Origin of the sequence: Methylobacter tundripaludum SV96, from assembly GCF_000190755.2 — a bacterium.
GTDB lineage: Bacteria > Pseudomonadota > Gammaproteobacteria > Methylococcales > Methylomonadaceae > Methylobacter_A > Methylobacter_A tundripaludum.
Genome location: NZ_JH109152.1, coordinates 1,404,565 through 1,426,745, shown reverse-complemented (window position 1 = coordinate 1,426,745; position 22,181 = coordinate 1,404,565). Strand labels below are relative to the sequence as shown.

25 protein-coding genes and 5 tRNA genes are annotated in these 22,181 nt (G+C 46.0%); 19 read left to right on the top strand and 11 right to left on the bottom strand.

Features of this window, described 5'->3' with window-relative positions; all coding sequences use genetic code 11:
- The first annotated feature begins 17 nt into the window (after positions 1-17).
- On the top strand, positions 18-536 hold the full coding sequence (locus METTU_RS06530; RefSeq protein WP_006890522.1) for a DUF1097 domain-containing protein: 519 nt from the start codon (positions 18-20) through the stop codon (positions 534-536).
- Between the two features lie 417 nt (positions 537-953).
- Here the strand turns inward: METTU_RS06530 and METTU_RS06525 are convergent, their stop codons facing one another.
- From METTU_RS06525 to hemA, 11 genes are all read right to left on the bottom strand, one after another.
- Positions 954-2,051 carry a tetratricopeptide repeat protein gene (locus METTU_RS06525; RefSeq protein ID WP_006890521.1) on the bottom strand — a complete coding sequence of 366 codons (1,098 nt, stop codon included), beginning with the start codon at positions 2,049-2,051 and terminating at the stop codon, positions 954-956.
- A complete protein-coding gene (locus tag METTU_RS06520; RefSeq protein ID WP_006890520.1) occupies positions 2,024-2,932 on the bottom strand; it encodes an ExeA family protein in 909 nt (302 codons plus the stop codon). Before METTU_RS06520 ends, METTU_RS06525 begins: the two co-directional genes overlap by 28 nt.
- 155 nt (positions 2,933-3,087) lie before the next feature.
- On the bottom strand, positions 3,088-4,752 hold the full coding sequence (locus METTU_RS06515; RefSeq protein ID WP_006890519.1) for a secretin GspD/PilQ domain-containing protein: 1,665 nt from the start codon (positions 4,750-4,752) through the stop codon (positions 3,088-3,090).
- A gap of 21 nt (positions 4,753-4,773) precedes the next feature.
- On the bottom strand, positions 4,774-5,385 hold the full coding sequence (locus METTU_RS06510; protein ID WP_040579675.1) for a hypothetical protein: 612 nt from the start codon (positions 5,383-5,385) through the stop codon (positions 4,774-4,776).
- Between the two features lie 4 nt (positions 5,386-5,389).
- A complete protein-coding gene (locus METTU_RS21635; protein ID WP_006890517.1) occupies positions 5,390-6,025 on the bottom strand; it encodes a hypothetical protein in 636 nt (211 codons plus the stop codon).
- A complete protein-coding gene (locus METTU_RS06500; protein ID WP_006890516.1) occupies positions 6,015-6,638 on the bottom strand; it encodes a PilN domain-containing protein in 624 nt (207 codons plus the stop codon). Before METTU_RS06500 ends, METTU_RS21635 begins: the two co-directional genes overlap by 11 nt.
- A complete protein-coding gene (locus METTU_RS06495; RefSeq protein ID WP_006890515.1) occupies positions 6,635-7,600 on the bottom strand; it encodes a type IV pilus biogenesis protein PilM in 966 nt (321 codons plus the stop codon). The genes METTU_RS06500 and METTU_RS06495 overlap by 4 nt, the downstream gene beginning before the upstream one ends.
- A 127-nt stretch (positions 7,601-7,727) precedes the next feature.
- The gene (locus METTU_RS06490) at positions 7,728-8,150 is read right to left on the bottom strand and encodes a M67 family metallopeptidase (protein WP_006890514.1); all 423 of its coding nucleotides are present in this window, start codon (positions 8,148-8,150) and stop codon (positions 7,728-7,730) included.
- A 60-nt stretch (positions 8,151-8,210) separates the two neighbouring features.
- Positions 8,211-9,065 (bottom strand): peptide chain release factor N(5)-glutamine methyltransferase, encoded by an 855-nt coding sequence (prmC, locus tag METTU_RS06485; protein WP_006890513.1) that lies wholly within the window; start codon positions 9,063-9,065, stop codon positions 8,211-8,213.
- Positions 9,066-9,070: 5 nt separating this feature from the next.
- A complete protein-coding gene (gene prfA / locus METTU_RS06480; RefSeq protein WP_006890512.1) occupies positions 9,071-10,156 on the bottom strand; it encodes a peptide chain release factor 1 in 1,086 nt (361 codons plus the stop codon).
- Positions 10,153-11,412 (bottom strand): glutamyl-tRNA reductase, encoded by a 1,260-nt coding sequence (hemA, locus tag METTU_RS06475; protein ID WP_006890511.1) that lies wholly within the window; start codon positions 11,410-11,412, stop codon positions 10,153-10,155. The genes prfA and hemA overlap by 4 nt, the downstream gene beginning before the upstream one ends.
- Before the next feature lie 252 nt (positions 11,413-11,664).
- Between hemA and METTU_RS06470 the strand changes: the two genes are divergently transcribed.
- From METTU_RS06470 to rplL, 18 genes are all read left to right on the top strand, one after another.
- Positions 11,665-13,410 carry a tetratricopeptide repeat protein gene (locus METTU_RS06470; protein WP_006890510.1) on the top strand — a complete coding sequence of 582 codons (1,746 nt, stop codon included), beginning with the start codon at positions 11,665-11,667 and terminating at the stop codon, positions 13,408-13,410.
- Position 13,411: 1 nt separating this feature from the next.
- Positions 13,412-14,005, top strand: coding sequence for a lipoprotein insertase outer membrane protein LolB (gene lolB, locus METTU_RS06465; RefSeq protein ID WP_050897724.1), 594 nt, complete (start codon positions 13,412-13,414; stop codon positions 14,003-14,005).
- Positions 13,986-14,864, top strand: coding sequence for a 4-(cytidine 5'-diphospho)-2-C-methyl-D-erythritol kinase (ispE, locus tag METTU_RS06460; protein WP_006890508.1), 879 nt, complete (start codon positions 13,986-13,988; stop codon positions 14,862-14,864). Before lolB ends, ispE begins: the two co-directional genes overlap by 20 nt.
- Before the next feature lie 4 nt (positions 14,865-14,868).
- Positions 14,869-14,943: transfer RNA gene (locus METTU_RS06455), tRNA-Gln, on the top strand.
- A 39-nt stretch (positions 14,944-14,982) separates the two neighbouring features.
- Positions 14,983-15,936, top strand: a complete 954-nt coding sequence (locus METTU_RS06450) for a ribose-phosphate diphosphokinase (RefSeq protein ID WP_006890507.1) — start codon at positions 14,983-14,985, stop codon at positions 15,934-15,936.
- A gap of 58 nt (positions 15,937-15,994) precedes the next feature.
- Positions 15,995-16,594 carry a 50S ribosomal protein L25/general stress protein Ctc gene (locus METTU_RS06445; protein WP_006890506.1) on the top strand — a complete coding sequence of 200 codons (600 nt, stop codon included), beginning with the start codon at positions 15,995-15,997 and terminating at the stop codon, positions 16,592-16,594.
- Between the two features lie 19 nt (positions 16,595-16,613).
- Positions 16,614-17,183: an aminoacyl-tRNA hydrolase gene (gene pth / locus METTU_RS06440; protein WP_006890505.1), complete on the top strand. Its 570-nt coding sequence runs from the start codon at positions 16,614-16,616 to the stop codon at positions 17,181-17,183.
- Between the two features lie 56 nt (positions 17,184-17,239).
- Positions 17,240-17,324 (top strand) — tRNA-Tyr (locus METTU_RS06435).
- Between the two features lie 18 nt (positions 17,325-17,342).
- Positions 17,343-17,416 (top strand) — tRNA-Gly (locus METTU_RS06430).
- Between the two features lie 17 nt (positions 17,417-17,433).
- Positions 17,434-17,509: transfer RNA gene (locus METTU_RS06425), tRNA-Thr, on the top strand.
- 32 nt (positions 17,510-17,541) lie between these two features.
- Complete coding sequence (tuf, locus tag METTU_RS06420) at positions 17,542-18,732, top strand: elongation factor Tu (RefSeq protein WP_006890504.1); 1,191 nt, start codon at positions 17,542-17,544, stop codon at positions 18,730-18,732.
- Between the two features lie 48 nt (positions 18,733-18,780).
- Positions 18,781-18,856, top strand: a tRNA-Trp gene (locus METTU_RS06415).
- 44 nt (positions 18,857-18,900) lie between these two features.
- Positions 18,901-19,278, top strand: a complete 378-nt coding sequence (gene secE, locus METTU_RS06410) for a preprotein translocase subunit SecE (protein WP_006890503.1) — start codon at positions 18,901-18,903, stop codon at positions 19,276-19,278.
- Between the two features lie 4 nt (positions 19,279-19,282).
- Positions 19,283-19,816, top strand: a complete 534-nt coding sequence (gene nusG / locus METTU_RS06405; RefSeq protein ID WP_006890502.1) for a transcription termination/antitermination protein NusG — start codon at positions 19,283-19,285, stop codon at positions 19,814-19,816.
- A 106-nt stretch (positions 19,817-19,922) separates the two neighbouring features.
- The gene (gene rplK / locus METTU_RS06400; RefSeq protein ID WP_006890501.1) at positions 19,923-20,354 is read left to right on the top strand and encodes a 50S ribosomal protein L11; all 432 of its coding nucleotides are present in this window, start codon (positions 19,923-19,925) and stop codon (positions 20,352-20,354) included.
- A complete protein-coding gene (gene rplA / locus METTU_RS06395) occupies positions 20,354-21,049 on the top strand; it encodes a 50S ribosomal protein L1 (protein ID WP_006890500.1) in 696 nt (231 codons plus the stop codon). The genes rplK and rplA overlap by 1 nt, the downstream gene beginning before the upstream one ends.
- A 180-nt stretch (positions 21,050-21,229) precedes the next feature.
- Positions 21,230-21,724, top strand: coding sequence for a 50S ribosomal protein L10 (gene rplJ / locus METTU_RS06390; protein WP_006890499.1), 495 nt, complete (start codon positions 21,230-21,232; stop codon positions 21,722-21,724).
- A gap of 69 nt (positions 21,725-21,793) precedes the next feature.
- Positions 21,794-22,162, top strand: coding sequence for a 50S ribosomal protein L7/L12 (gene rplL, locus METTU_RS06385; RefSeq protein ID WP_006890498.1), 369 nt, complete (start codon positions 21,794-21,796; stop codon positions 22,160-22,162).
- Positions 22,163-22,181: the final 19 nt, after the last annotated feature.

The window sequence follows — 22,181 nt, the reverse complement described above, 5'->3', positions numbered from 1 at the left end:
AATTTTGGAAATATATTATGAACAATCTTACAGCGCTTTCAATAAGCATTGCCGTTTTGGCTGGCTTAGCAACGTTTTTGGCAGTGGGGCCTCTTAGCGGTATATTCTTTATATGGGCTGCAACCATTGCCTGGGCAGCTTACTTTTTTCTGGGCGCCACTCAAGAAGCATTAAAAAACACCATCGTGTGTGGAATTTTCGGCGTATTTATGGCTTGGTTAGCGGCTATTCAAATCACTAATATTCCTTCCTCAGCAATTCTCGGCTTCCCATTTTGGGCCGCTGTTACTGTAACTTGTTCCGTCGTCGTTATGTGTCTTGCTGCGAATATTCCAGCTCTTGCGACTATACCTGCCAGCGTACTTGGATATTCATCCACATTTGCATATTTGCTACAAACTCCCGGCAAGTTGACTAAAGATATTCTCCTGAGCGCTTCTTTGGATAATCCGTTAATTGTGATTTCTATTTCTATTGTAGTCGGAACGTACTTTGGTCTGTGGTCAGGACAGTTGAGTGCAAAATTAACCAAATAATTTAACGGGAGACTGTGAGTTTAAGTCGACTGGTAAGTTGTTTCTAATAGTATTTTGTCTTTCTGGCCGTCTCTCATCATTGTATTTAATGTGTGATCATTTTTTACGGTACGAGGCGGCTAGTCTTCTAACAAGGATAGACCAGATATAAGGGTAATCCGCGTCAAGTGCACTGAAAAAAACATCAGCAAAGTGGTTTTTTGAGTATGCGTCAAACTTCACACCAAAAAATTAAAGCGTTCATAGTATTAGTTTTTTCTTTCGCTTCTATTATCGATTTGGGCTTTGTCACGCATTACGCCCTTGTCCCGCTAACTTCATTTCCTCTTCGCATACTTTTTATCGATAAGAATGTCTACTTATGTGGGGCGTCGATTCAACCTCATTAAGCATTTCATCCTTGGTAGAGCACAAAATTTATCTAAGCTCGGTTAGTCGTTGTTTAATATAGCTCGTAATGGATTCTTTCAGAGTATTTTTGTTTAGCGCTTGCTGGTAGGCTTCGCGGGTAAGTTTTGGATTGTCGAGTTTTTCTTGTGATAGGGCTAGACCCAGCCAGTTTTCGGCTTTTTCCGGGTTGACGGTTACCAGCCTTTGATAGACTTTAGCCGCATTAGCAAAGGATTGCAGCTGTTGATAGGTCGCCGCTAATAAAGATAAATAGGTTTCATTAGAGCTGTTTGTTAAGTCAACGTGCTGTAGCGTTTTAAGCGCACCGTTGGGATTTTTTTGTTGCAGATATAGCTGCGCACGGGTGTTGATAAATTGTAGGTTATCAGGAAACAGCGCTAGGCTTTGATCCAGAAACTCGGCAGTTTTGCCAACTTGTCCTTGATTGTGCAATGTTTTAGCCAATAATAATCGAGCCCTGAGATGTCGCGGATCAAGTTTAAGAGCTTGTTCCAGTTTATAAGTTACCGAGTAATCTTCAGAATTATTTTCTGCCTGACGATAGAGTAAATCCGCTTGTTGTTTAGCGGATGTTGATTCGATCAGCGCCGGTTTAGAGGCGATGGGCATTTTTTTAATAGGTGGTTCGGCGACAATCTGAGGTGCTGCCTGAACTGCTGGAGCCGTCTGGGCCGAGGGTTTTGGTTGAATCGTGGGTGCTGTCTGGACTGCCGGTACGGGTTGAGTAATTGAGACGGGCTGAATTGTTATATTTTCCGATGGCTTAAGTTCGATTTTGGGTGCAGGGGCGGTAATGGCGTTTGGCGCCGCCAATACCTTTTCATAGGGTGCAATAGGCTTCGGATCTTTTTTAATGTTGTCGGCAATAATTCCTGAAGGAGTTTTAGTCAGCGTTTTACTGTATTGGTAAGCCGAATAAGTGCCGCCCGTCGCAATAATAGCCAATAAGCTCCAGAGCAGGATGGGCATTTTCGACGGCGAAGGTTGCGTTGCCTGAATATTGTGTTGCAGTGTTGGTGGTGTATTATTTGAAGTGTTGCGACTTTCCAGGTCGCGCAGCATTTGATTGATCAGGCTCATAATATGGATGCCATGGGTATCCATAGGTAACCGGCAATCGCGAGTAACAATAGCAGTAAGTAACGCTTACGGAAGCCAAAAAGTTTAAATTTTGTATTGGTGTCTTCGGTATCCATAGCGGCTAGATAAACCTGCTTTACGCCTACTGACGAATGGCCTTTGCCATAAGCCGACAGCATCGCTTTATTGGCCAAAATATTAACCAGTCTGGGTATGCCCCGGCTATAGTGGTGCATGGCTTGGATAGCTAATCCGGAGAAAATACTTAGATTGCCCATGCCTGCAATACGCAATCGGTGTCTAATGTAATCGGCAACGTTTTGTGGCGTGAGTGGTTTAAGTGCGTAACTAAAAGTGATGCGCTGTCTGAGTTGCCGGATGGCTTTGTTATGCAGTTGTTCATCAAGTTCAGGTTGGCCGAATAACACGATTTGCAGCAGTTTTTGTTTTTCGGTTTCCAGATTGGTGATAAGCCGTAACGCTTCTAATGTCTCAATCGACATGGACTGAGCTTCATCGATAATCAACACCGGTTTTTTACCGTTAACAGCGCTATTGATTAGAAAGTCATTAATTAGCTTCATCAGACCGTTTTGTCCGATATGCCGGGAGTACTCGATACTCATTTCATCGGCAATTGCCATGAGCAGGCCCACCGGCGGCAAGTGCGGATTGGGAATGTATGCAGTCTCGAAAGGTTCGGGCAATTCATTGAGCAATTTGCGGCAGAGCATGGTTTTACCGGTACCGACATCGCCGGTAATTTTGATAAACCCTTCGCCGTTATGTAAAGCAATCAGCAACACATTGAGTGCTTCTAAATGAGAGGGTAGCTCACAAAAAAACTGTGTGTCCGGCGTTAAACCAAAGGGCTGACTATTGAGGCCAAAGTGTGTTTTATACATAAATAATTTTAAAAATATTTTTTATGAAGATATTGCCGCTATTTTAGCTCGGGTTATATTACGCTTGGCTGGTGTTACTGCATAACGCCATGGGGCGCATGTAGGCAATGCAGGAGCGATATATCTGTCCATGCCGCTTGCCCAGGTTACATAACTTATTTCCAGCGCGGTTGTGAGTCAAGTCTTTCAAAGCGCTGTTTACTGGAATTTATGTCCTTTTGCCAGTCCGCATCGCTGCCGATAAAAGAGGCTTTAAGCAATATAATCAGTTCCGATTTTTGGGTTGTGCCGGTGTTGACTCTAAACAGGTTACCGATATAAGGAATCGCTGCTAACCCGGTGACGCCTTGTTTCTTTTCATTATCATTCTCCTGCATCAGCCCACCCAGCACAATAATCTGGCCGTTTTTAGCCTTGACTATGCTGTCCGATTCCCTGACCGTGGTGAGTGCCAGCGGTAAAGTTATGTCAAGACCGAAATCCTTGGTGTCTTTTTTTACTTGGCTAATGGATGGGTGGATATGCAGGGTGATGTCCTCATTGTCATCTATCTGTGGAGTAACATCCAGCGAAATGCCGGAAAAGAAAACATCGATAAGGACAGTAGGCGCGGTGGGAGCAACGCCTGTCGCACCAGGCGTTCCACCATTAAAACCGGTAGCGAAATATTCATCCTGGCCGACTTTAATGATGGCTGATTGATTATTTAAAGTCGAAATTCTCGGACTGGATAACACGTTGGTTTTCCCTTGAGTTTCCATAAGTTCGACAAAGGCACGAAAATCGCCGGAATGAGCGCCCAAGGTAAAAACAGAAGCAAATGTATTAGGGTCCATGACTCCGCCTATGCCGGTCAACAATGGCGCTTTGTTGATACCTTCTTTGACGATGCTCTCCCAGTTAACGCCATCTTGATGATTATCATCAAGAGTAACTTCCAGTATTTTAGCTTCAAGGATGACTTGTCTGCTGATTTGGGTTTGGGTGGCAGACAGGAAGCTTTCTATTTCCCGTAACTGCATGGGTTTTGCTCGGACAATCACGATGCCCGATTGCTGGTTAATATCCACGGTTGCTTGAGGGTCGACGGCAATAATGTGGGTTAAAGACTCTTTCATTTCTTGCCAGAAGTCTGTTTTTGTAATGGTGCGGACGGAGCTGCTTGATGAGTTGGAATATGATTGGGTATTGTTCCCCGTCGGGTTATTACCCTGCGGATTGCTGCCTTGAGTGGTGTTGCCTTGTTGACCGCTGCTTCCTTGTTGGTTGCTGCTTCCTTGCGAATTATTTTGACCGGCTTGTCTACCGGACGACACCGTGGTATTTGAGTTACCTATCCGCTGCAAATCGAGCCGGTCTATTTTGAAGGTTTTGGTTTGCAAGGTTGCAGGATAGATGATGTACCCCATATCGTTTTTTTTGTAATCATAGCCATAGACTTTTTGTACGGCATCAAGGACCTGCGCAATGGTTACATTCTTTAGTTCCAGTGAAATAGTGCCGGTTACTTCAGGATGTACCAGCATGTTTTCTTCGGTATCTACAACCAGGCCCATAAAAAATTCACGGGCATCGACTTCATTAACGGAAATATTAAGGCGCGTTTGCTGCATCGAGTTTTGTGAGGTGGCCAGGGTTTGATTAAAATCAGGGACCAGGGCATCGGTAATGGCTGTCGGCGTTTTGGTATTACTACGGGCTTGCGGTGCGACACCAGAAAAAGCATTGGCAACATTGGATGACTTGGTCGGTTGAAGCGAGGTGCAGGCTACCAGCAGTAATGTCAATGCTATGGCAATGGCTCGATGGGTGTTATTCATTTTATAAAATGTACTTGGGCTTTATTGTGTTTTATAGGGACGTTGCACCAGTTGCAAGGTCTTGAGTTCGCCATTTTGGTCGACGACGACCGAGTTTTTGTGAATACTGATGATTTTAATCGTACTCGAAGGTGCCGGAATATGGACCGTTTTCGGGCGTTGAGCGGTATTCGCTTGTTGCCGCGTGGTTGGCGGGTTCATGGCGATTTGTTCCTGAAGCTGGGGGATGTCCATGCTTTTGGCCGCGGTTGCAAGTAACGGGGCAAGCTGCATTGGAGCTATTGCTGTCAATTTATCGAGCAACCCAGGATCCATAGCGGTAGGAGTACCGCCGCCACTGCTGTTGCCGCTATTAGAGCGGGTATTCGTCGCAGGGGTATTTGCCGGAGTTGCCGGTTCAGGATTTAAAGGTAAAGCTTGTTCGATGACAATGGTCTGGCCTTGTTTGCCGGAGACGCCGTTGATGGTCGCTCGTCTGGAATGCGATGAAATCCAGATGGCCGATAAAACCAACTCATTGTCGCTGCCAGCGGGATTAGCGGCTGCTGGCAGCGGATAGGCCGGTTGAGTCGGATCGCGGAATTCTGCATGGCATGGCATGGATGCCAGTCCGGTGAACAGTAGTGTTATCATCGATCTAAACACCAAGCCAGCTCTCCTTAAAACTGAGTGTGTACACTTTGATTGTAGTTTCTGCTGTCGGGTAATCTATAACCTGATAATCAATGCTTTCCCAGACAAAATGCCACGGCAATGATTCCAGTGCTTTTAAATAATTGAGCGTGTCTAAATAACTGCCGGAAAAAGTGATCGCCAGGCCGTGTTTGTATATCGAGTTTGGTTGCGGTTGTTTGGATTCCAGTAAGGTGGTTACCGGCAGCGTGTCCAGTTTTATCAAGCTCAATTGGTTATTCCGGTTGAGTATATCGCTTAACGCAACGGCCATTAATTGCGGCGGGACAAGGCTTTTGTCATGCATCATAAGTTCTTGCATCCGGTTATGTTCGGCTTTTAACGCGGCCAGTTTGTTCCGGTTGTTTAGGTTAGGGTCTGTGTGGGGACTGTTTTCGAGTTTGATTGCTATCAGTTGCTGATCGGTTGTCTGCTGTTTAAGGCTGGTTAACTTCTGCTGAAGCACGTGTTGTTTTTTTTGGATCGATTGATAGAAAAAGTTATCCCAGGCGAGCCATATGCCGGCCAATATTGCAAAGACTACGATGATTTTTTCCCGTTGGGTCAGGGCTTCAAATTTTTCTTGAAGGTTATTGGGCATGGCTTTTTTTATCCGGAGCTTCTAGTGTCGTGCTGAGTTTAAAATCTATTTGATTAGGTATCTCTTCTGATTGCTGCATAATGAGTTTTGCGAAGGTGTGCCCGTTGAATATGGGTTCTTTTTGCAGTTGTTGCAGAAAGTAAGGGATTTTTTCGGGTTTAAAGGTGCTGCCCTCGATGTTGATAATCTGCTCTTGCCCGTTAATGTATAGTGCTCTAAGCCAGACATCAGGAATCGACTGGTTGGACAGTGCCTGGAAGTGGTTTGAAAAGCCGGGCGATTGATCGGTAATTTTACCTGATAACAATTGCATGGCATGCGTTAATTCGTCCAGCGTGATTTGCCACTGTGCGACTTCTGCGACAAGTTGCGTGTCGATTTCCTGTTTGGGGATTTTGGACGCGATGAGATTGACCCGTCCGCGTTCAACTTCCAGATTCTGAAGGAGTTGTTGCACATGAGTCTCGGTGTTTTTGGTATTCCACGTTAAGAACACACTGAAGCCGACAAGCAGCAGGATTATCGCCGACAGACCGATCAAGTAGGGATTAATGCCCGATTTCTTCCGCCCTTGATTAAGGATGTCCTGATATAAATTGACTTGTTGTATCATGCGGCTTCTATTGCATAACGCAATGTTGCGCCGATAACCGGAGCGCAAAGCGATTGAGTCCGGGCATCCACTAAAATGTCGCAATCGATAATAGCGGATAGATCTATCATACGTGCGGCAATGCCAAGATTGCGGCTTAGACTATCAAGCAGGTTATGGGTGTTTTCCGCTAAGGGGATGACGGCTAAAGCTGAAATGGGCGGAATTCCGTAATAACTTTCTACATAATCGAGTGAGCGTTGTATTTCAAGGGCCAAGTTGTTATGGGCATTTACGGTCAGGCTCTCGCTGGAAAATTGATCATCTAATCCCAGTTTTTTATAACCTATTTCAAATTTACGGGATACATAAATAGTCGCCTCTTTTTGTATCAACAGGGTGCCGGAAAATTCCAGCAGGTACAAAAGAGCGATGCCGCGTTGGTTTTCCGGTGTATGCGCTGCCAGATTACGCAGGGATGTTTCTTGAATATCGATTACTTTGAGTTGCAGTCCGGCCTTGGCGCATTTTTCGATCTGTTCGCGGAGGACGTCAATAGGGCTGGCGATGACTTCCAGCATTATGCTGCTGTTGGCGCGAACGGGCATGGGAGTCTGGTAATAATCAATGACAGCCTTGTCAATGGGGAAGTCAATGAGTTCATTGATTTTCCAGCGTATGGCTTCAATGAGTTCGTTGTCAGCGACTGCGGGAGTCTCAACGTTGACGCGACGGTAGCTATCGCTAGTCAGTACCAGATGGCAGTCATACTCGGCAAGATCATGCTCGGTAGCCAGTTCGCTAAGCATGTTCTGTTGATTCGCAGGTTTTTCCGCATCAATGAACTCGCAGTGTATGAGTGTTAATTTATTGTTTTCTGTAAATTCGGATACAGCAACAGCGATGCCGTTCTGCAAAAAACTGATGCCGACAATACCTTTGCAAACGGTTTTTTTTCTAAAGAGCTTTTTTAACAGTTGCACGATAGGTAATCCGAATCGATTTTTTGAAAAGTGCTATAAACATCACAGTCTACATAAAATTAACTGATATTTGTTATTTTGTTTTTAAGTTGCCATTTTTTTTAGACAGCGATTAAGCAAGTGAAAGTTACCCCTCTTCGCTCAGAGACAGTACTATTTCCCGGGCCGATTTATGGTCTATTTTAAAACCGCGCATTTCCAGAATACCTTTGGTATTGAGTGAAATGATCAGGTAAAGCGCTTCGGGGTAAGATGCCTGTTCTAGATCGACGGCTGACGGCGTGGCTGGTGCGGTCGGGTGAGAATGGTAGATTGCAAATAGCTTTTCCCCCTGATCGCGCATTTCAGCCATGGCTGAAATTTGTTGGCCGGGATCAAGCTGAAAACGCTGCTGAGGCTGTTCGGCAGTGTTTTTAATGGGGTAGCAACTGCTGGGCAGGTCATTTTTACCGCCGATAAGTCCGCATATTTCAAAGTCCGGCGAGATTTGAGCAAGATGCAGTAGTTGATTGGCTAATCTGCGGGGAATTTGGAAGTGTTCTAGGGTCATGATGTTAAACCTCACGTTGACAAATTTGTCTGGAACTGACTTGCATTAACTCGAAGGGTGTCAGACAGGATAACCTGACATGAATTGTCCATAAGTCACCCGGGGTTGTCCGGATAAGTCTGTATAGGTTTGTACGTTATCATAATGCAAGTCTTTAAATAGGGTTTGGACTTGTTGCTGCTGGTCGTAACCATGTTCAATCAGCAAATGTCCGCGGGGCTCCAAATAGTTGCGTGCGGCGTCGGCGATGATTTTAATATCGCCAAGCCCCTGCTCTGCGGCGCACAGGGCGGTTTGCGGCTCAAACCGGACATCGCCTTGCTGTAGATGGCTGTCATCTTCCGCAATATAAGGCGGATTGCTGATAACAAGGTTGAATTGGGTGGCGGGAACATCGGCAAACCAGTTGCTTTGATAAAACTGAATGGTGTTGATGTGGTGCTTGTCGGCATTGAGTCGGGCGATGCGCAACGCGGCCAAGCTGAAATCGGTGGCGCTGATCTGTGCATGCGGCCGTTCGGCGGCCAGCGTGATGGCAATAATGCCTGAGCCGGTGCCCAGATCAATAATTTTGACGGGGTCATCTGCCGGGATCAATTTTAAGCTGAGCTCGATAAGCAGTTCGGTGTCGGGTCTAGGAATCAGTACGTCAGGGCTGACCTGAAAGTCCCGCGACCAGAACTCCCGGTTGCCGGTGATATAGGCGATAGGTATGCCTTGTTGGCGTTGTTCAAGCAACGCCCTAAAAGCGGCCAAGTGTTCGGGCAGCAGTGGTTTGTCCGGCCAGGCGCGAAGATGGGAGCGCGGTTGGTTAAGCGCCTGGCACAGTAAAATTTCTGCATCCAGTAAAGCAGAGTCGGAGACTAGAGTCAGCGCGTCGCTGGCCTCGGCCAGTATCGATTTTATGCAATGCATTTAACTTAGTCTTCGCCCAATTGGGTCAACAATTCGGCCTGATGCTCGCTGATCAACGGCTGAATGACTTGCTCCAATCCGCCTTGCATGATGTCGTCCAGTTTGTACAAGGTCAGGTTGATGCGGTGGTCGGTTAAGCGGCCTTGCGGATAATTGTAGGTGCGGATGCGCTCGGAACGGTCGCCGCTGCCGACTTGCAGCTTTCGGGTGGCCGATTGTTCGGCATGGTGTTTTTCCTGTTCGGCGGATAGCAGTCGCGAGGCCAATAAAGACATGGCTCTGGCGCGGTTTTTATGTTGCGAGCGCTCGTCCTGGCATTCCACGACCACGCCGGTCGGCACATGGGTAATGCGTATCGCGGATTCGGTTTTATTGATGTGCTGCCCGCCGGCTCCCGAGGCACGGAAGGTGTCGACTTTAAGGTCGGCTGGGTTGATGTCGATGGCGTCAACCTCGTCGACTTCCGGCATGATCGCGACGGTGCAGGCCGAAGTGTGGATACGGCCTTGCGACTCGGTTTCAGGCACGCGTTGCACCCGGTGTGCGCCGGATTCGAATTTTAATTGGGAATAAACATCCTTGCCGGCAACGCGCAGGATGACTTCTTTATAACCGCCGTGGTCGCCGTGACTTTCGTTGATGATTTCTGTTTGCCAGCCTTTGCGCTCGGCATAGCGTTGATACATGCGGGCAAGATCGCCGGAGAAAATCGCCGCTTCATCGCCGCCTGTTCCGGCGCGTATTTCTATGAAAATGTTGCGGTTATCGTTGGGATCTTTGGGCAGTAACAATACTTGCAATTCATGCTCGATTGCTTCGAGTTGATTTTCTGCGTCATTGACTTCTTCCTTGGCCATTTCCCTTAACTCGGGGTCGCTGTCATTGGCCATTTCTTTGGCCGAAGCCAGGCTTTCCAAGGTTTGTTGATAGCGTTTGTAGCAATCAACCAGCGGGTTGATTTGGGCGTACTCCTGGCTCAGGGAACGGAATTTGTTTTGATTGCCTTGTACTTCGGGTTCCGAAAGTAAGGCGGCAATTTCATCATAGCGTTCGCACAGATTTTCGAGTTTATGTTGTATGGATTGTTTCATTGAGAGTTGGTTAATTTAAAAATTTCGCGGGCGGCGGCAATCAAATCGTGGCGTTCGTTTTCGGCGGCGGCTCTGATTTGGGCGCTGGGCGTATGGATGAGTTTGTTGGTCAGGCTGTGGGCCAGTCGGTTAAGGGCTTGTTCTGCGGGAACTCCGCTTTTTAATAAAGCCATGGCCTTTTGCAAGGCTTCGTCACGGGATTGTTCGGCTTGATGGCGATAATCCTGAATAGTCGATTGTGCACCTTGAGCGCGTAGCCACGCTAAAAAATAGTCGACTTGGGTGTCGATTATTTCTTCGGCCTGTTCTGCGGCCAGACGGCGGGAATTCATGTTTTGATCGATGGTATTTTGCAGATCGTCAATGGTGTAAAGATACACGTCCCTGAGTTGCTCGACTTCCGCCTCAATATCCCGAGGTACCGCAAGGTCCACCATGAACATCGGTTTGTGTTTGCGTTTTTTTAGCGCGCTTTCAACGCGACCTTTACCCAGTATCGGCAGTTGGCTGGCGGTTGATGAGATAACGATGTCGGCTTCGGCCAGATGCGCAGGCAGTTCGGACAAGGCGATCGCATAGCCGTTAAACTGCATGGCCAGGGCGTGGGCTTTATCATAAGTACGGTTGGCGATAATGATCCGGCCTATGCCTTGCTGCGACAAATGTCGGGCGGTCAGCTCTATGGTTTCGCCGGCACCTATTAGAAGGGCGGTCTGCTCGCTGAGTTTATCGAAGATTTGCTGCGCCAGCTGAACGGCGGCAAAGGCAACCGATACGGGGCTGGAGCCAATGGCGGTATCGGTGCGTACTTTTTTGGCTGCGGTAAAGGTGTGCTGAAAAAGTTTGCCCAGGCGCTTGCCTAGAGTCCCTGCTTCGTAGGCGGCCTGATAAGCCGTTTTCATTTGTCCCAGAATTTGCGGTTCACCCAGAATCATGGAATCCAGGCCGCAAGCTACTCGAAACATGTGGCGGATGAGGTCGCTATCGGTATGACAGTAAAGATAAGGCGTAAAGTCGGCGGCACTGATTTGTTTGCTTTGAGACACCCAGTCAATCAGGATTTGTTTATTCGCTGTGGTTGCTGTGCAGTAAAACTCGGTGCGGTTACAGGTTGACAGTATGGCGGCTTCATTGATTTCTTTGATGTGCCACAGTTCCTGCAACGAGGATTCCATGATTTCGGCAGGGAATGACAGGCGCTCACGGATCGAGACCGGTGCGGTATTGTAATTAATCCCAACTGCAATAAGTGTCATGTGATTTAGGTTCAAGGTAAAAGGTTTTTTTAAGGTATAAAAGTAAGTGATGCAAGGTAAAAGGCCGTTTTTTTAAATCACGAACCTTGAATCTTGCGCCTTTTACCTTGAACCTTAATGCCTGTATTATGTCAGTGTATTCTAAGAAATATAATGGCTTTATCCAAATGGAATAAATCAGCTATCCGACTCGACTGGTTTTTCTGATAATCTATGGCAACAATATTTGTAGGCAATAAATAGGACGATTGTGTGTTAATTTTTAGATTGTTTTCAGTGATAATCCTCGTTTTTCTTAATGGTTGCGCCAGTTCGCCTGAAAAGCCGAGCGCACAGGAAGAAGTGGTTGAGCCTGTTAAAATAGCCGAACCCAAGAAAAAAACGGAACAAAGCGAAGTAAAAACAGCGATAGATCCGGATGTGATGTATATGCTGATGGCGGCAGAGCTTGCGGGACAAAGAGGGCAATATGCCATTGCTCTGGAGGGTTACATGGAAGCGGCCAAGCGTGTTAGTGATCCCAGATTTGCAGAAAGGGCGGCAAAAATTGCCATGTATATGAGGGATAGCAATAAAACGGACGAGGCTATTTCTTTGTGGTTGAAACAAGATCCTAACAATCCTACGGCAAGAAAAATTGCTGCATTATCAGCATTGAGAGCCGGTAATAAGCAGGCGGCTGTTGATCACTTAAGTGCGGTATTGAAGACAGATCCGGCCGGATTTGAAAAGAGCGCGCTTGAATTGGCGAGTGTGCTGCAAAGGGATGGCAAGTCGGACTTTTTTTATGAGGTGCTGGATTCCGTGGGAGAGAAGAATCCTGATCAAGCGGTGGTTTATTTTGTGCAGTCATTATTGGCTGCGGAAATGAAAAATAATGCGCTGGCGGAAAAGAAAGTGCAGCAGGCTTTGAATATTCAGCCCGACTGGGATAAGGCTTTGGTATTTCAGGCCCAAATAGCAGTGTTTTCTGGGGATTTGAATAAGGCAAAAACGTTGCTGAGAAATGCATCCCTTAAATATCCTGAAAATGACAAGTTTAAAAAACTGCTGGCGCAGGTGTTAATAAAAGCAACGGAATATGAGGCTGCAAGTGAGGTTTATCAGGGCATTATTTTGTCCAATCCGAAAGATGCTGAGAGTCAGATTGCGCTGGCATTGGTCTATTTGCAATTAAATCGTGATGGAAAGGCGGAAGACATCTTTAAGCAATTGCTTGATCAGCCTGAATGGCAAAATCAGGCCAATTTTTATTTAGGGAAAATAGAAGAAAAACGTGAGCATACGCAAAAGGCGTTGGCATGGTTTGATAAGGTAACTGAAGGGCCGTTAGTTTTTGAGTCGGCGATTTCAGCGGTTTCATTGCTGGTAAAAGACAAGAAATTTGATGAGGCCGATGTTAGGTTGAATCTGTTATCGGAGCAATTTCCAAAACAAAAGCTGCGCATTATTCTGATGCGAGCCGGATTGTACGGTCAGCAGGGGCAATATGAAAAAGCTTTTAAGTTGTTGACTGAAGCGATGGCTGGTCAGCCGGATCAAAGAGACTTGTTATACACGCGTGCGTTGATGGCGGAACGGCTTAATAAGCTGGATGTGCTGGAAGCTGACCTGAAAAAAATATTAGCCAAATATCCCGATGACGCAGAGGCTTTAAATGCATTGGGCTATAGCTTGTTGGGTAATGCCGGGCGATATGCCGATGCAGAAAAATACCTGCAACAGGCGCTCAATTTACAGCCGAATGAGGCTGTAATTATGGATAGTTTTGGGTGGCTGCAATATAAGCTGGGCAGGCTTCAGCAAGCCTTGGGTTATCTTGAACGGGCCTATGCAAAACAACAGGAAGGTGAAATAGCGGCTCATCTTGCCGAGGTGTTGTGGGCCTTAGGCAGAAAAGAGGAGGCCAGGAAGGTATTTAGTAAGGCCATTAAAAAGGCTCCAGAAGATGAGTATTTGTTGGATTTCAAAAATCGACTATTGAGCGGCGAAGAATAGAGTGTTGCGTTTTAAAGTAGGGTTGTTGGTCGGGGGGGCGCTGATCCTTTTGTTGTCGGCTTGTTCGGTTGTTCCTGTTGAGCCAAGTGTTCATTATTCAAGGGTTGCAATGCTTCATCTTTATGAGCTGGAGCGCTGGTCGTTTGAAGGTCGATTGGCATTAACGGGGCAAAATGATTCCTGGTCGGCCAATATAAGCTGGGAGCATAGTCCTGATGTCGAGAAGATAAAATTATCCGGCCCCTTAGGTCAGGGGGCGGTTGTTATTTCGCTCAAAGGAAATGTCGTTACTATCGATCGAGGTGGGGATGATGTGCAGTCATCAACACAGCCGGAAGAGTTTATTAATCAGCAACTGGGCATGTTTGTTCCTGTGCGGTCACTGCGGTATTGGGTGGTGGGGTTGCCGGAGCCCTCGCGCTCGTATAAAGATACCGATATCGGCTTTAATCAGGCGGGGTGGCTGAGTGAATACAAGCAAATGCAGTCCGTTGATGATGGCGCTATGCCGCTCAAAATGATGGTTATGAATAAGCAGGTCAAATTAAAGTTAATCATCGATCACTGGGTTTTAAATGACACAAAATCAAATTAATCAGTCCGCATGGGCGGAAAAATGGCCTGCACCGGCAAAATTGAATTTAATGTTACGGATAACCGGGCAAAGAAGCGATGGTTATCATTTGTTGCAGACAGTATTTCAATTCATAGAATTATGCGATTGGATAACATTTCATCCGGTTGATGATGGGCGGGTTAGCTTGCAAAAACCTATTCCTGGCGTTCCTGAAGCGGATGATTTGATTATTAGAGCAGCGAAGCTGTTAAAAGCAGAAACGGGCTGTGAGCAAGGGGTGCGCATTGAGGTCGAAAAAAACCTGCCTATGGGTGGAGGGCTTGGTGGCGGCAGTTCTGATGCGGCAACGACCCTGGTTGTGCTGAACGCGCTATGGGGATTGCAATTATCAATGGAAAAATTGATGGAGTTGGGTTTGACCCTGGGCGCAGACGTGCCCGTGTTCGTATACGGCTATTCATCATGGGCAGAAGGCGTTGGTGAAAAACTTGAGAGAATAGATATTCCAGAACAATGGTTTGTGGTGATAAAGCCGAACTGTCATGTGGATACGAAAGAAGTATTTTTATCTAAAGATTTGACACGGAATAGTAAATCGATCAGAATAGCCGACTTTATAGCGGGTCAACACCAAAACGATTGTCTTGGGGTGGTTCGCGAACGTTACCAGTCTGTTAAAGATGCTTTGGTTGATTTGTCTGAATTTTCTGAGGCAAGGTTAACCGGGACAGGGGCTTGTGTTTTTGCACAGTTTGATTCAGAAGAAGCTGCAGTCAGTGCTTATCGGTCACTTCAGAAGAAGTGGCAGGTGTATCTGGTGAAGGGTGTAAATGAGTCGCCTTTGTTTTCAAAGCTGAAGAGTGGTAATATATCTTGATTATTGGGCCGTCGCCAAGCGGTAAGGCACGGGGTTTTGATCTCCGCATACCAAGGTTCGAATCCTTGCGGCCCAGCCATTTACCTCCGCTAAGTTAAATTCTATTTGGGAGTGCTTGATGAGTGACACCTCTGTGATGGTGTTTTCTGGAAATGCTAACTTGGCTTTGTCAGAGGGTATAGTAAAGAAACTCAATATGCGCCTCGGAATGGCGACCGTCGGCAGATTCAGTGACGGGGAAATCGCTGTAGAGATTGAAGAAAATGTTCGCGGTAAGGATGTTTTCGTTATTCAGCCGACTTGTTCTCCAACAAATGAAAATTTAATGGAGTTGCTGGTGATGATAGATGCTCTTCATCGGGCTTCGGCATCACGAATAACTGCGGTAATGCCATATTATGGATATGCGCGGCAGGACAGGAGGTCACGATCGGCGCGGGTGCCAATTAGCGCGAAGTTGGTTGCGAAAATGATTGAGCAGGCAGGTGCGGATCGAGTTTTGACGGTTGATTTGCATGCGGATCAGATTCAGGGTTTTTTCGATATACCTGTAGATAATGTTTACTCGTCGCCTATTCTTCTCGGAGATGTCTGGCGGCAAAAATATAAAGACTTGATTGTCGTTTCGCCGGATGTTGGCGGTGTTGTAAGGGCTAGGGCTCTTGCAAAGCGTTTGGATGATGCTGATCTTGCGATTATCGATAAGCGCCGGCCCAAGGCTAATGTTGCAGAGATTATGCATATAATTGGGGATGTTGAAGGGCGGAGCTGCGTATTGATCGATGATTTGGTTGATACGGCGGGAACCTTATGTCATGCTGCGGGAGCGCTAAAAAAACATGGTGCGATCAAGGTGGTTGCGTATTGTACTCATGCGGTGTTGTCGGGTTCTGCTTTAAAAAATATAAATAACTCAGAGCTTGATGAGTTGGTTGTTACTGATACCATCCCATTGAGTCATGAAGCTGCTGAATCAGGTAAAATAAGGCAGCTAAGTGTCGCAGAGATGCTAGCTGAAACCATAAGACGTATAGCTGTCGGTGAGTCGGTTAGTTCGCTCTATGTGGATTGATGATTGTGGATTGTAAAATTTAATTTGTTGTGCTTGATAGCACGGGGTTGAGAGGAAAATGTCTAACGTATTTGAGTTTGTTGCCGAAAGTCGTGGGCAATCAGGTAAAAGCGCAGCCAGAAGAGCGCGTCGCGCGGGTAATGTGCCTGCGGTAATATACGGTGGGCATGGTGAGCCTCAAATGCTTTTGCTGAACCACAATGAGGTGATTAAACATCTTGCGCATGAGGCGGTTTATTCGCATGTTTTGGGTGTTAATATTGATGGCAAGACAGAGCGAGTGGTTCTGAAGGGCGTTCAGCGTCATCCTGCTAAATTTCAAGTCCTGCACATGGACTTTCTTCGAGTGACTATGTCGGAAGCATTAAAAGTGCATGTGCCATTGCATTTTGTCAATGAGCAAACATCTGTCGGTGGAAAGAAGGGGGGTATTGTTACCCATGCTATGATCGATGTTGAAGTCTCCTGTTTGCCGGCTGCTTTGCCTGATTATATTGAAGTGGATCTGGGTGGTTTGGATATTGGTGAATCGGCTCATCTTTCGGATATTGTTTTGCCGGCGGGTGTTGAAATCGTAGCTTTGGCTCAAGGTTCTGAGCATGATCATCCTGTTGCGTCAATGATGGCTTCAAAGGCAAGTAAAGACGACGCTGCCTGAGAGTTTAATAAAATAACGCATGATTAAGCTTATAGTTGGCTTGGGTAATCCTGGCCGGCAGTACGAAAAAACCCGGCATAATGCCGGGTTTTTGTTTTTAGATAGATTGGTATCTGATTCGAATTGTGATTGGGTCAGGGAGTCTAGGTTTGATGGGCTGTTGGCTGAGATTGGGGGTGCGGGCGGTAAGGTGCTGCTGTTGAAGCCGGGTACGTTCATGAATCGAAGTGGTCAGGTTGTGGGCAAGGTTGCTCGATACTATAAATTGGCACCGGATGAGATTCTCGTTGTTCATGATGAGCTTGATTTCGATGTTGGTGTGGTAAAGCTAAAAAAAGACGGTGGGCATGCCGGGCATAATGGCTTACGAGATATTATTGCGCATCTGGGGGCGAAAGAGTTTTATCGCTTAAGGATAGGAATTGGCCGGCCTCCGGCTGGAGAGGCTGTTGCAGATTTTGTGTTGTCAGGTCCTTCTAAGAGTGAATGGATCTTGATGTCGTCGGCTTTTGATCTTGCTGCTAGTTATGTGGATCAAGTGATTACAGGTGATATGGCGGCGGTAATGAATAAATTGAATTCGAAGTGAATGATTCGTTGACAATGTGAGTTTGATGATAGATAATAACTGGGTTATCCGATAACGGAGGGGTTCCCGAGCGGCCAAAGGGATCAGACTGTAAATCTGCCGGCTCTGCCTTCGGAGGTTCGAATCCTCCCCCCTCCACCATCCAATTAAAAAATATCCGCGGGTGTAGTTCAATGGTAGAACTCCAGCCTTCCAAGCTGATCACGTGGGTTCGATTCCCATCACCCGCTCCAAATTCAAAAAAAATTAAGCTCATATAGCTCAGTAGGTAGAGCACTTCCTTGGTAAGGAAGAGGTCACCGGTTCAAATCCGGTTATGAGCTCCATGTGTTGTGTTGATTATTAGAGGTGTATTTTAATGGCCAAAGAAAAATTTTCACGTAGCAAGCCCCACGTCAACGTCGGCACAATCGGTCACGTCGATCATGGTAAAACTACTTTAACTGCTGCTTTAACAAAAGTAATGGCTGAGCTCCAAGGTGGAGAAGTTAAAGCCTTTGATCAGATTGATAATGCACCTGAAGAGCGTGCGCGTGGTATCACTATATCAACATCACACGTCGAATATGAATCAGCAACACGCCATTATGCGCACGTTGACTGCCCGGGCCATGCTGATTACGTAAAAAACATGATTACCGGTGCGGCGCAAATGGATGGCGCTATTTTGGTATGTTCGGCAGCTGATGGCCCAATGCCGCAAACAAGAGAGCATATCCTGTTGTCAAGACAGGTGGGCGTGCCTTACGTCGTGGTGTTCCTGAATAAAGCGGACATGGTTGACGATGCAGAGCTGATCGAATTGGTCGAGATGGAAATTCGCGAGCTGCTGGATATGTACGAATTTCCGGGTGATGACACGCCAATTATCGTAGGTTCGGCTTTGCTTGCATTGCAAGGCGATACCAGCGAAATCGGTGTTCCTTCGGTGGTCAGATTGGTGGAGGCTTTGGATACTTACATTCCTTTGCCGGAAAGAGCGGTAGATGGTGCATTCCTGATGCCGATTGAAGACGTATTCTCGATTTCCGGTCGTGGCACCGTAGTGACCGGTCGTATTGAGCGTGGCATTGTTAAAGTTGGGCAGGAAATTGAAATTGTCGGTATTAAGCCTACCGTATCAACAACCTGTACCGGTGTGGAAATGTTCCGTAAATTGCTGGATCAGGGTCAGGCTGGCGACAATGTCGGTATCCTTCTGAGAGGAACAAAAAGAGATGATGTCGAGCGTGGTCAGGTATTGGCGCACAAGGGTACTATTAAGCCGCATTCATACTTCAACTCAGAAATTTATATCTTGTCTAAAGATGAAGGTGGTCGTCATACTCCATTCTTCAATGGCTATCGTCCGCAGTTCTATTTCAGAACAACTGACGTGACCGGTGCTGTCGAGTTGCCGGAAGGCGTTGAAATGGTTATGCCTGGCGATAATATTTCAGTCAAAGTAAAGCTGATTTCACCGATCGCCATGGAAGATGGTTTGCGTTTTGCAATCCGTGAAGGTGGTCGTACAGTAGGTGCGGGCGTTGTTGCATCAATACTTGAATAATAATATTATTTAGTATAATATAGCAGTTTATGTAAGGCTTGTCTGAATAGGTCAGTAGTTCAATTGGTAGAATAGCGGTCTCCAAAACCGCGGGTTGGGGGTTCGAGACCCTCCTGGCCTGCCATTCAGATTAAAGCATATCAAATCTATTTTCATAGTAAATAACACATGAATACTCAAGTAGAAGCATCGACATCGGTTTTTGATGTTGTTAAGCAAGTATTTTCCGTTGTCTTTGTAGTTGCTGGTGTAGCTGCATTCTATTATTTCTCAGAAGTTCCGCTTTTATACCGCGTCCTTGGTTTGGTTGTTGTGGCGCTGATTGTGGTGGGTATGATGCTCACTACGGGAGTAGGGCGAAATATTTGGGGTTTCGTGCTGGAGTCTAAGCAAGAAGTCAGAAAGGTTGTTTGGCCGACTCGAGAAGAGACTTTTCGTACCACATTGTTGGTGTTTGGAATGGTTTTTATCGTTGGCTTGATCCTGTGGTTGCTGGATATGTTCCTGTTTTGGGGTGTGCGTCTTTTGACTGGTCAAGGAGGGTAGGAAGATGGCGCTACGTTGGTATGTTGTGCACGCCTACTCAAATTTCGAGAATAAAGTTAAGCAAGCCTTAGAGGAAAGAATCAAAAGAGAAGGTTTGGAGCAGTATTTCGGCAAGATTTTGGTGCCTACTGAAGAAGTTGTAGAGATGCGCATGGGACAGCAGAGAAAAAGCGAAAGAAAATTCTTTCCTGGATATGTCCTGGTGCAGATGGATTTGACTGATGAAACTTGGCATTTGGTAAAAGATGTGCCGAGGGTGTTGGGTTTTATAGGTGGGACTTCCGATCGTCCTGCGCCAATATCCGAAAAAGAAGCGATGGCTATTCTCAATAGAGTCGAAGATGGAGTGAACAAGCCTCGACCTAAGACGATGTTTGAGGCTGGTGAGGTAATTAGGGTTATTGATGGGCCATTTAAGGATTTTAATGGTGTTGTTGAGGAAGTTAATTACGAGAAAAGTAAAATAAAAATATCAGTGCTCATTTTTGGTCGCTCAACGTCTGTTGAGCTTGGCTTTGGGCAGGTAGAAAAAAGCTAATTAGGTTTAGGTGTTTGGTGTTTTCAAAATCACTGTCTGAATAAGGCAGTGATTTTTTGTGTCTAGGGGAGCTGAAAAGCGTTTGTACCCATATTTGGAGTAAATAATGGCTAAAAAAATAACCGCGTATATTAAATTGCAGGTTAAAGCGGGCGAAGCAAATCCAAGTCCACCGGTAGGTCCAGCATTGGGTCAACGCGGTGTTAATATCATGGAATTTTGTAAAGCGTTTAATGCTAAAACACAAGATACAGAAAAAGGATTGCCTTTGCCTGTGGTTATCACTGTTTATAGTGATCGTAGTTTTACTTTTATTACAAAAACCCCGCCAGCTTCAATTCTTTTGAAGAAAGCAACTGGCATTAAAAGCGGCAGCAGTAATCCTAATACCAAGAAAGTTGGTACGGTAACTCGTGCGCAATTGGAAGAAATTGCTAAAACAAAAATGGAAGATTTGAATGCGGCAAATCTGGAAGCGGCAGTAAAAACGATTGCGGGCAGTGCGTACAGCATGGGTCTGAATGTGGAGGGATTATAATGGCTAAGTTGTCAAAAAAAGCAAAAATTATCAAAGGGAAAGTTGATAAGACTAAGCAATATTCAATTACTGAAGCGGTTCAGTTGTTGAAAGAGCTGGGGACTGCAAAGTTTAGTGAAGCTATTGATGTTAGTGTCAATTTGGGTGTGGACCCTCGCAAGTCCGATCAAAATGTTCGCGGCGCAACGGTGTTGCCAAATGGCACGGGTAAAACAGTTAGAGTTGCGGTTTTTACTCAGGGTCCTAACGCTGATGCGGCGAGAGAAGCCGGAGCAGATATAGTGGGTATGGATGACTTGGGCGAGCTGGTAAAAAAAGGTGAAATGAATTTTGACGTGGTCATTGCCTCTCCAGATGCCATGAGAGTAGTTGGTCAGTTGGGTCAGATATTGGGACCTAGAGGCTTGATGCCTAACCCTAAGGTTGGAACTGTGACTGCTGATGTTGCCACTGCAGTAAAAAATGCAAAATCAGGACAAGTGCGTTACCGGACTGATAAGTCAGGAATTATTCATTGCACGCTTGGTAAAGTTGCATTCGATGCGGCTGCTATTCAAGGTAATTTGGAAGCGTTGCTTGCAGATTTAAGAAAGTTAAAACCGACCGCAGCTAAAGGTATTTACATTAAGAAGATAACCTTATCTTCGACTATGGGCCCTGGTTTGTGGCTGGATCAAAGCAGTATTTCAATTTAACGTTATAAAAGACTTTGGGTTGCCGACCCGTTCGGCAACCGTCAAAGACCGCAGGTGTTGTAAAACTTAATTATTCCTGCGTAGACGGAAGCTGGACCTAAAAGCTGGGGAAAGGGACCGTAAGGGGCGTTCAGCTGAATGCTTTTTATTAATTCTGGGGATAAATTCCGGAGGTAAGCTGTGGCACTAAATTTAGATAGCAAAAAAGCTGTCGTAGAAGAAGTCGCTGTATTCGCCGCTAAAGCTCATTCTGCAATTGCAGCAGAATACCGTGGGTTAACAGTTACGGAATTAACCGAGCTGCGTAAAACTGCGAGAGAGACAGGCGTATATCTGCGTGTGGTAAAAAATACACTGGCAAAACGAGCGATAGCCGGGACTGAATTTGAATGTATGCAAAGTGGACTGGTAGGTCCGTTATTGATCGCATTTTCTATGGAAGATCCAGGTTCTGCAGCGCGATTAATCAGCAATTTTGCCAAAACTCACGACAAGTTAATTACCAAGATAGTTGCTATTGGCGGACAGTCATTTGGTGGATCTGAGCTTGCTCGACTAGCCAGTCTACCTACTCGCGATCAAGGTATTGGTATGTTGATGTCAGTAATGAAGGCGCCTACAGAGAAATTTGTGCGTACTCTTGCTGCAATTAGAGACCAAAAAGAAGCGGCATAGTAGCGAGCGTTGCAGTGTAACGTTTCCACCACAACCAGTTTAAAACTTATTATTTTAGAGGAATACACAATGGCAATTTCGCAAGAAGATATCTTGGAAGCGGTCTCAAACATGACCGTTATGGAAATCGTTGACTTGATTTCAGCGATGGAAGAAAAATTTGGCGTATCTGCAGCGGTTGCTGTAGCAGCTGCGCCAGCGGCTTCAGCGGCTGCTGTTGAAGAACAAACTGAATTTGATGTTATTATGACGTCTTTCGGTGAGAACAAAGTTGCGGTTATTAAAGCAGTTCGCGGCATCACTGGATTGGGCTTGAAAGAAGCTAAGGACGCTGTTGAAGGCGTTCCAACAACCGTGAAAGAAGCTGTTTCTAAAGCCGAAGCAGAAGATGTTAAAAAGCAGCTTGTCGATGCAGGCGCTACTGTCGAAATAAAATAAATTTTGACTCAATTGCAGG

Excerpts from the sequence above, each read along its gene's own strand:
- METTU_RS06500 (WP_006890516.1), bottom strand. The coding sequence starts at position 6,638 with ATGATACAACAAGTCAATTTATATCAGGACATCCTTAATCAAGGGCGG.
- pth (WP_006890505.1), top strand. The coding sequence starts at position 16,614 with ATGATTAAGCTTATAGTTGGCTTGGGTAATCCTGGCCGGCAGTACGAA.
- METTU_RS06450 (WP_006890507.1), top strand. The coding sequence starts at position 14,983 with ATGAGTGACACCTCTGTGATGGTGTTTTCTGGAAATGCTAACTTGGCT.
- METTU_RS06445 (WP_006890506.1), top strand. The coding sequence starts at position 15,995 with ATGTCTAACGTATTTGAGTTTGTTGCCGAAAGTCGTGGGCAATCAGGT.
- hemA (WP_006890511.1), bottom strand. The coding sequence starts at position 11,412 with ATGACACTTATTGCAGTTGGGATTAATTACAATACCGCACCGGTCTCG.
- METTU_RS06490 (WP_006890514.1), bottom strand. The coding sequence starts at position 8,150 with ATGACCCTAGAACACTTCCAAATTCCCCGCAGATTAGCCAATCAACTA.
- METTU_RS06515 (WP_006890519.1), bottom strand. The coding sequence starts at position 4,752 with ATGAATAACACCCATCGAGCCATTGCCATAGCATTGACATTACTGCTG.
- prmC (WP_006890513.1), bottom strand. The coding sequence starts at position 9,065 with ATGCATTGCATAAAATCGATACTGGCCGAGGCCAGCGACGCGCTGACT.
- rplK (WP_006890501.1), top strand. The coding sequence starts at position 19,923 with ATGGCTAAAAAAATAACCGCGTATATTAAATTGCAGGTTAAAGCGGGC.
- tuf (WP_006890504.1), top strand. The coding sequence starts at position 17,542 with ATGGCCAAAGAAAAATTTTCACGTAGCAAGCCCCACGTCAACGTCGGC.
- rplL (WP_006890498.1), top strand. The coding sequence starts at position 21,794 with ATGGCAATTTCGCAAGAAGATATCTTGGAAGCGGTCTCAAACATGACC.
- METTU_RS06530 (WP_006890522.1), top strand. The coding sequence starts at position 18 with ATGAACAATCTTACAGCGCTTTCAATAAGCATTGCCGTTTTGGCTGGC.
- rplA (WP_006890500.1), top strand. The coding sequence starts at position 20,354 with ATGGCTAAGTTGTCAAAAAAAGCAAAAATTATCAAAGGGAAAGTTGAT.
- prfA (WP_006890512.1), bottom strand. The coding sequence starts at position 10,156 with ATGAAACAATCCATACAACATAAACTCGAAAATCTGTGCGAACGCTAT.
- METTU_RS06510 (WP_040579675.1), bottom strand. The coding sequence starts at position 5,385 with ATGATAACACTACTGTTCACCGGACTGGCATCCATGCCATGCCATGCA.
- METTU_RS06520 (WP_006890520.1), bottom strand. The coding sequence starts at position 2,932 with ATGTATAAAACACACTTTGGCCTCAATAGTCAGCCCTTTGGTTTAACG.
- secE (WP_006890503.1), top strand. The coding sequence starts at position 18,901 with ATGAATACTCAAGTAGAAGCATCGACATCGGTTTTTGATGTTGTTAAG.
- METTU_RS21635 (WP_006890517.1), bottom strand. The coding sequence starts at position 6,025 with ATGCCCAATAACCTTCAAGAAAAATTTGAAGCCCTGACCCAACGGGAA.
- ispE (WP_006890508.1), top strand. The coding sequence starts at position 13,986 with ATGACACAAAATCAAATTAATCAGTCCGCATGGGCGGAAAAATGGCCT.
- nusG (WP_006890502.1), top strand. The coding sequence starts at position 19,283 with ATGGCGCTACGTTGGTATGTTGTGCACGCCTACTCAAATTTCGAGAAT.
- METTU_RS06525 (WP_006890521.1), bottom strand. The coding sequence starts at position 2,051 with ATGGATACCCATGGCATCCATATTATGAGCCTGATCAATCAAATGCTG.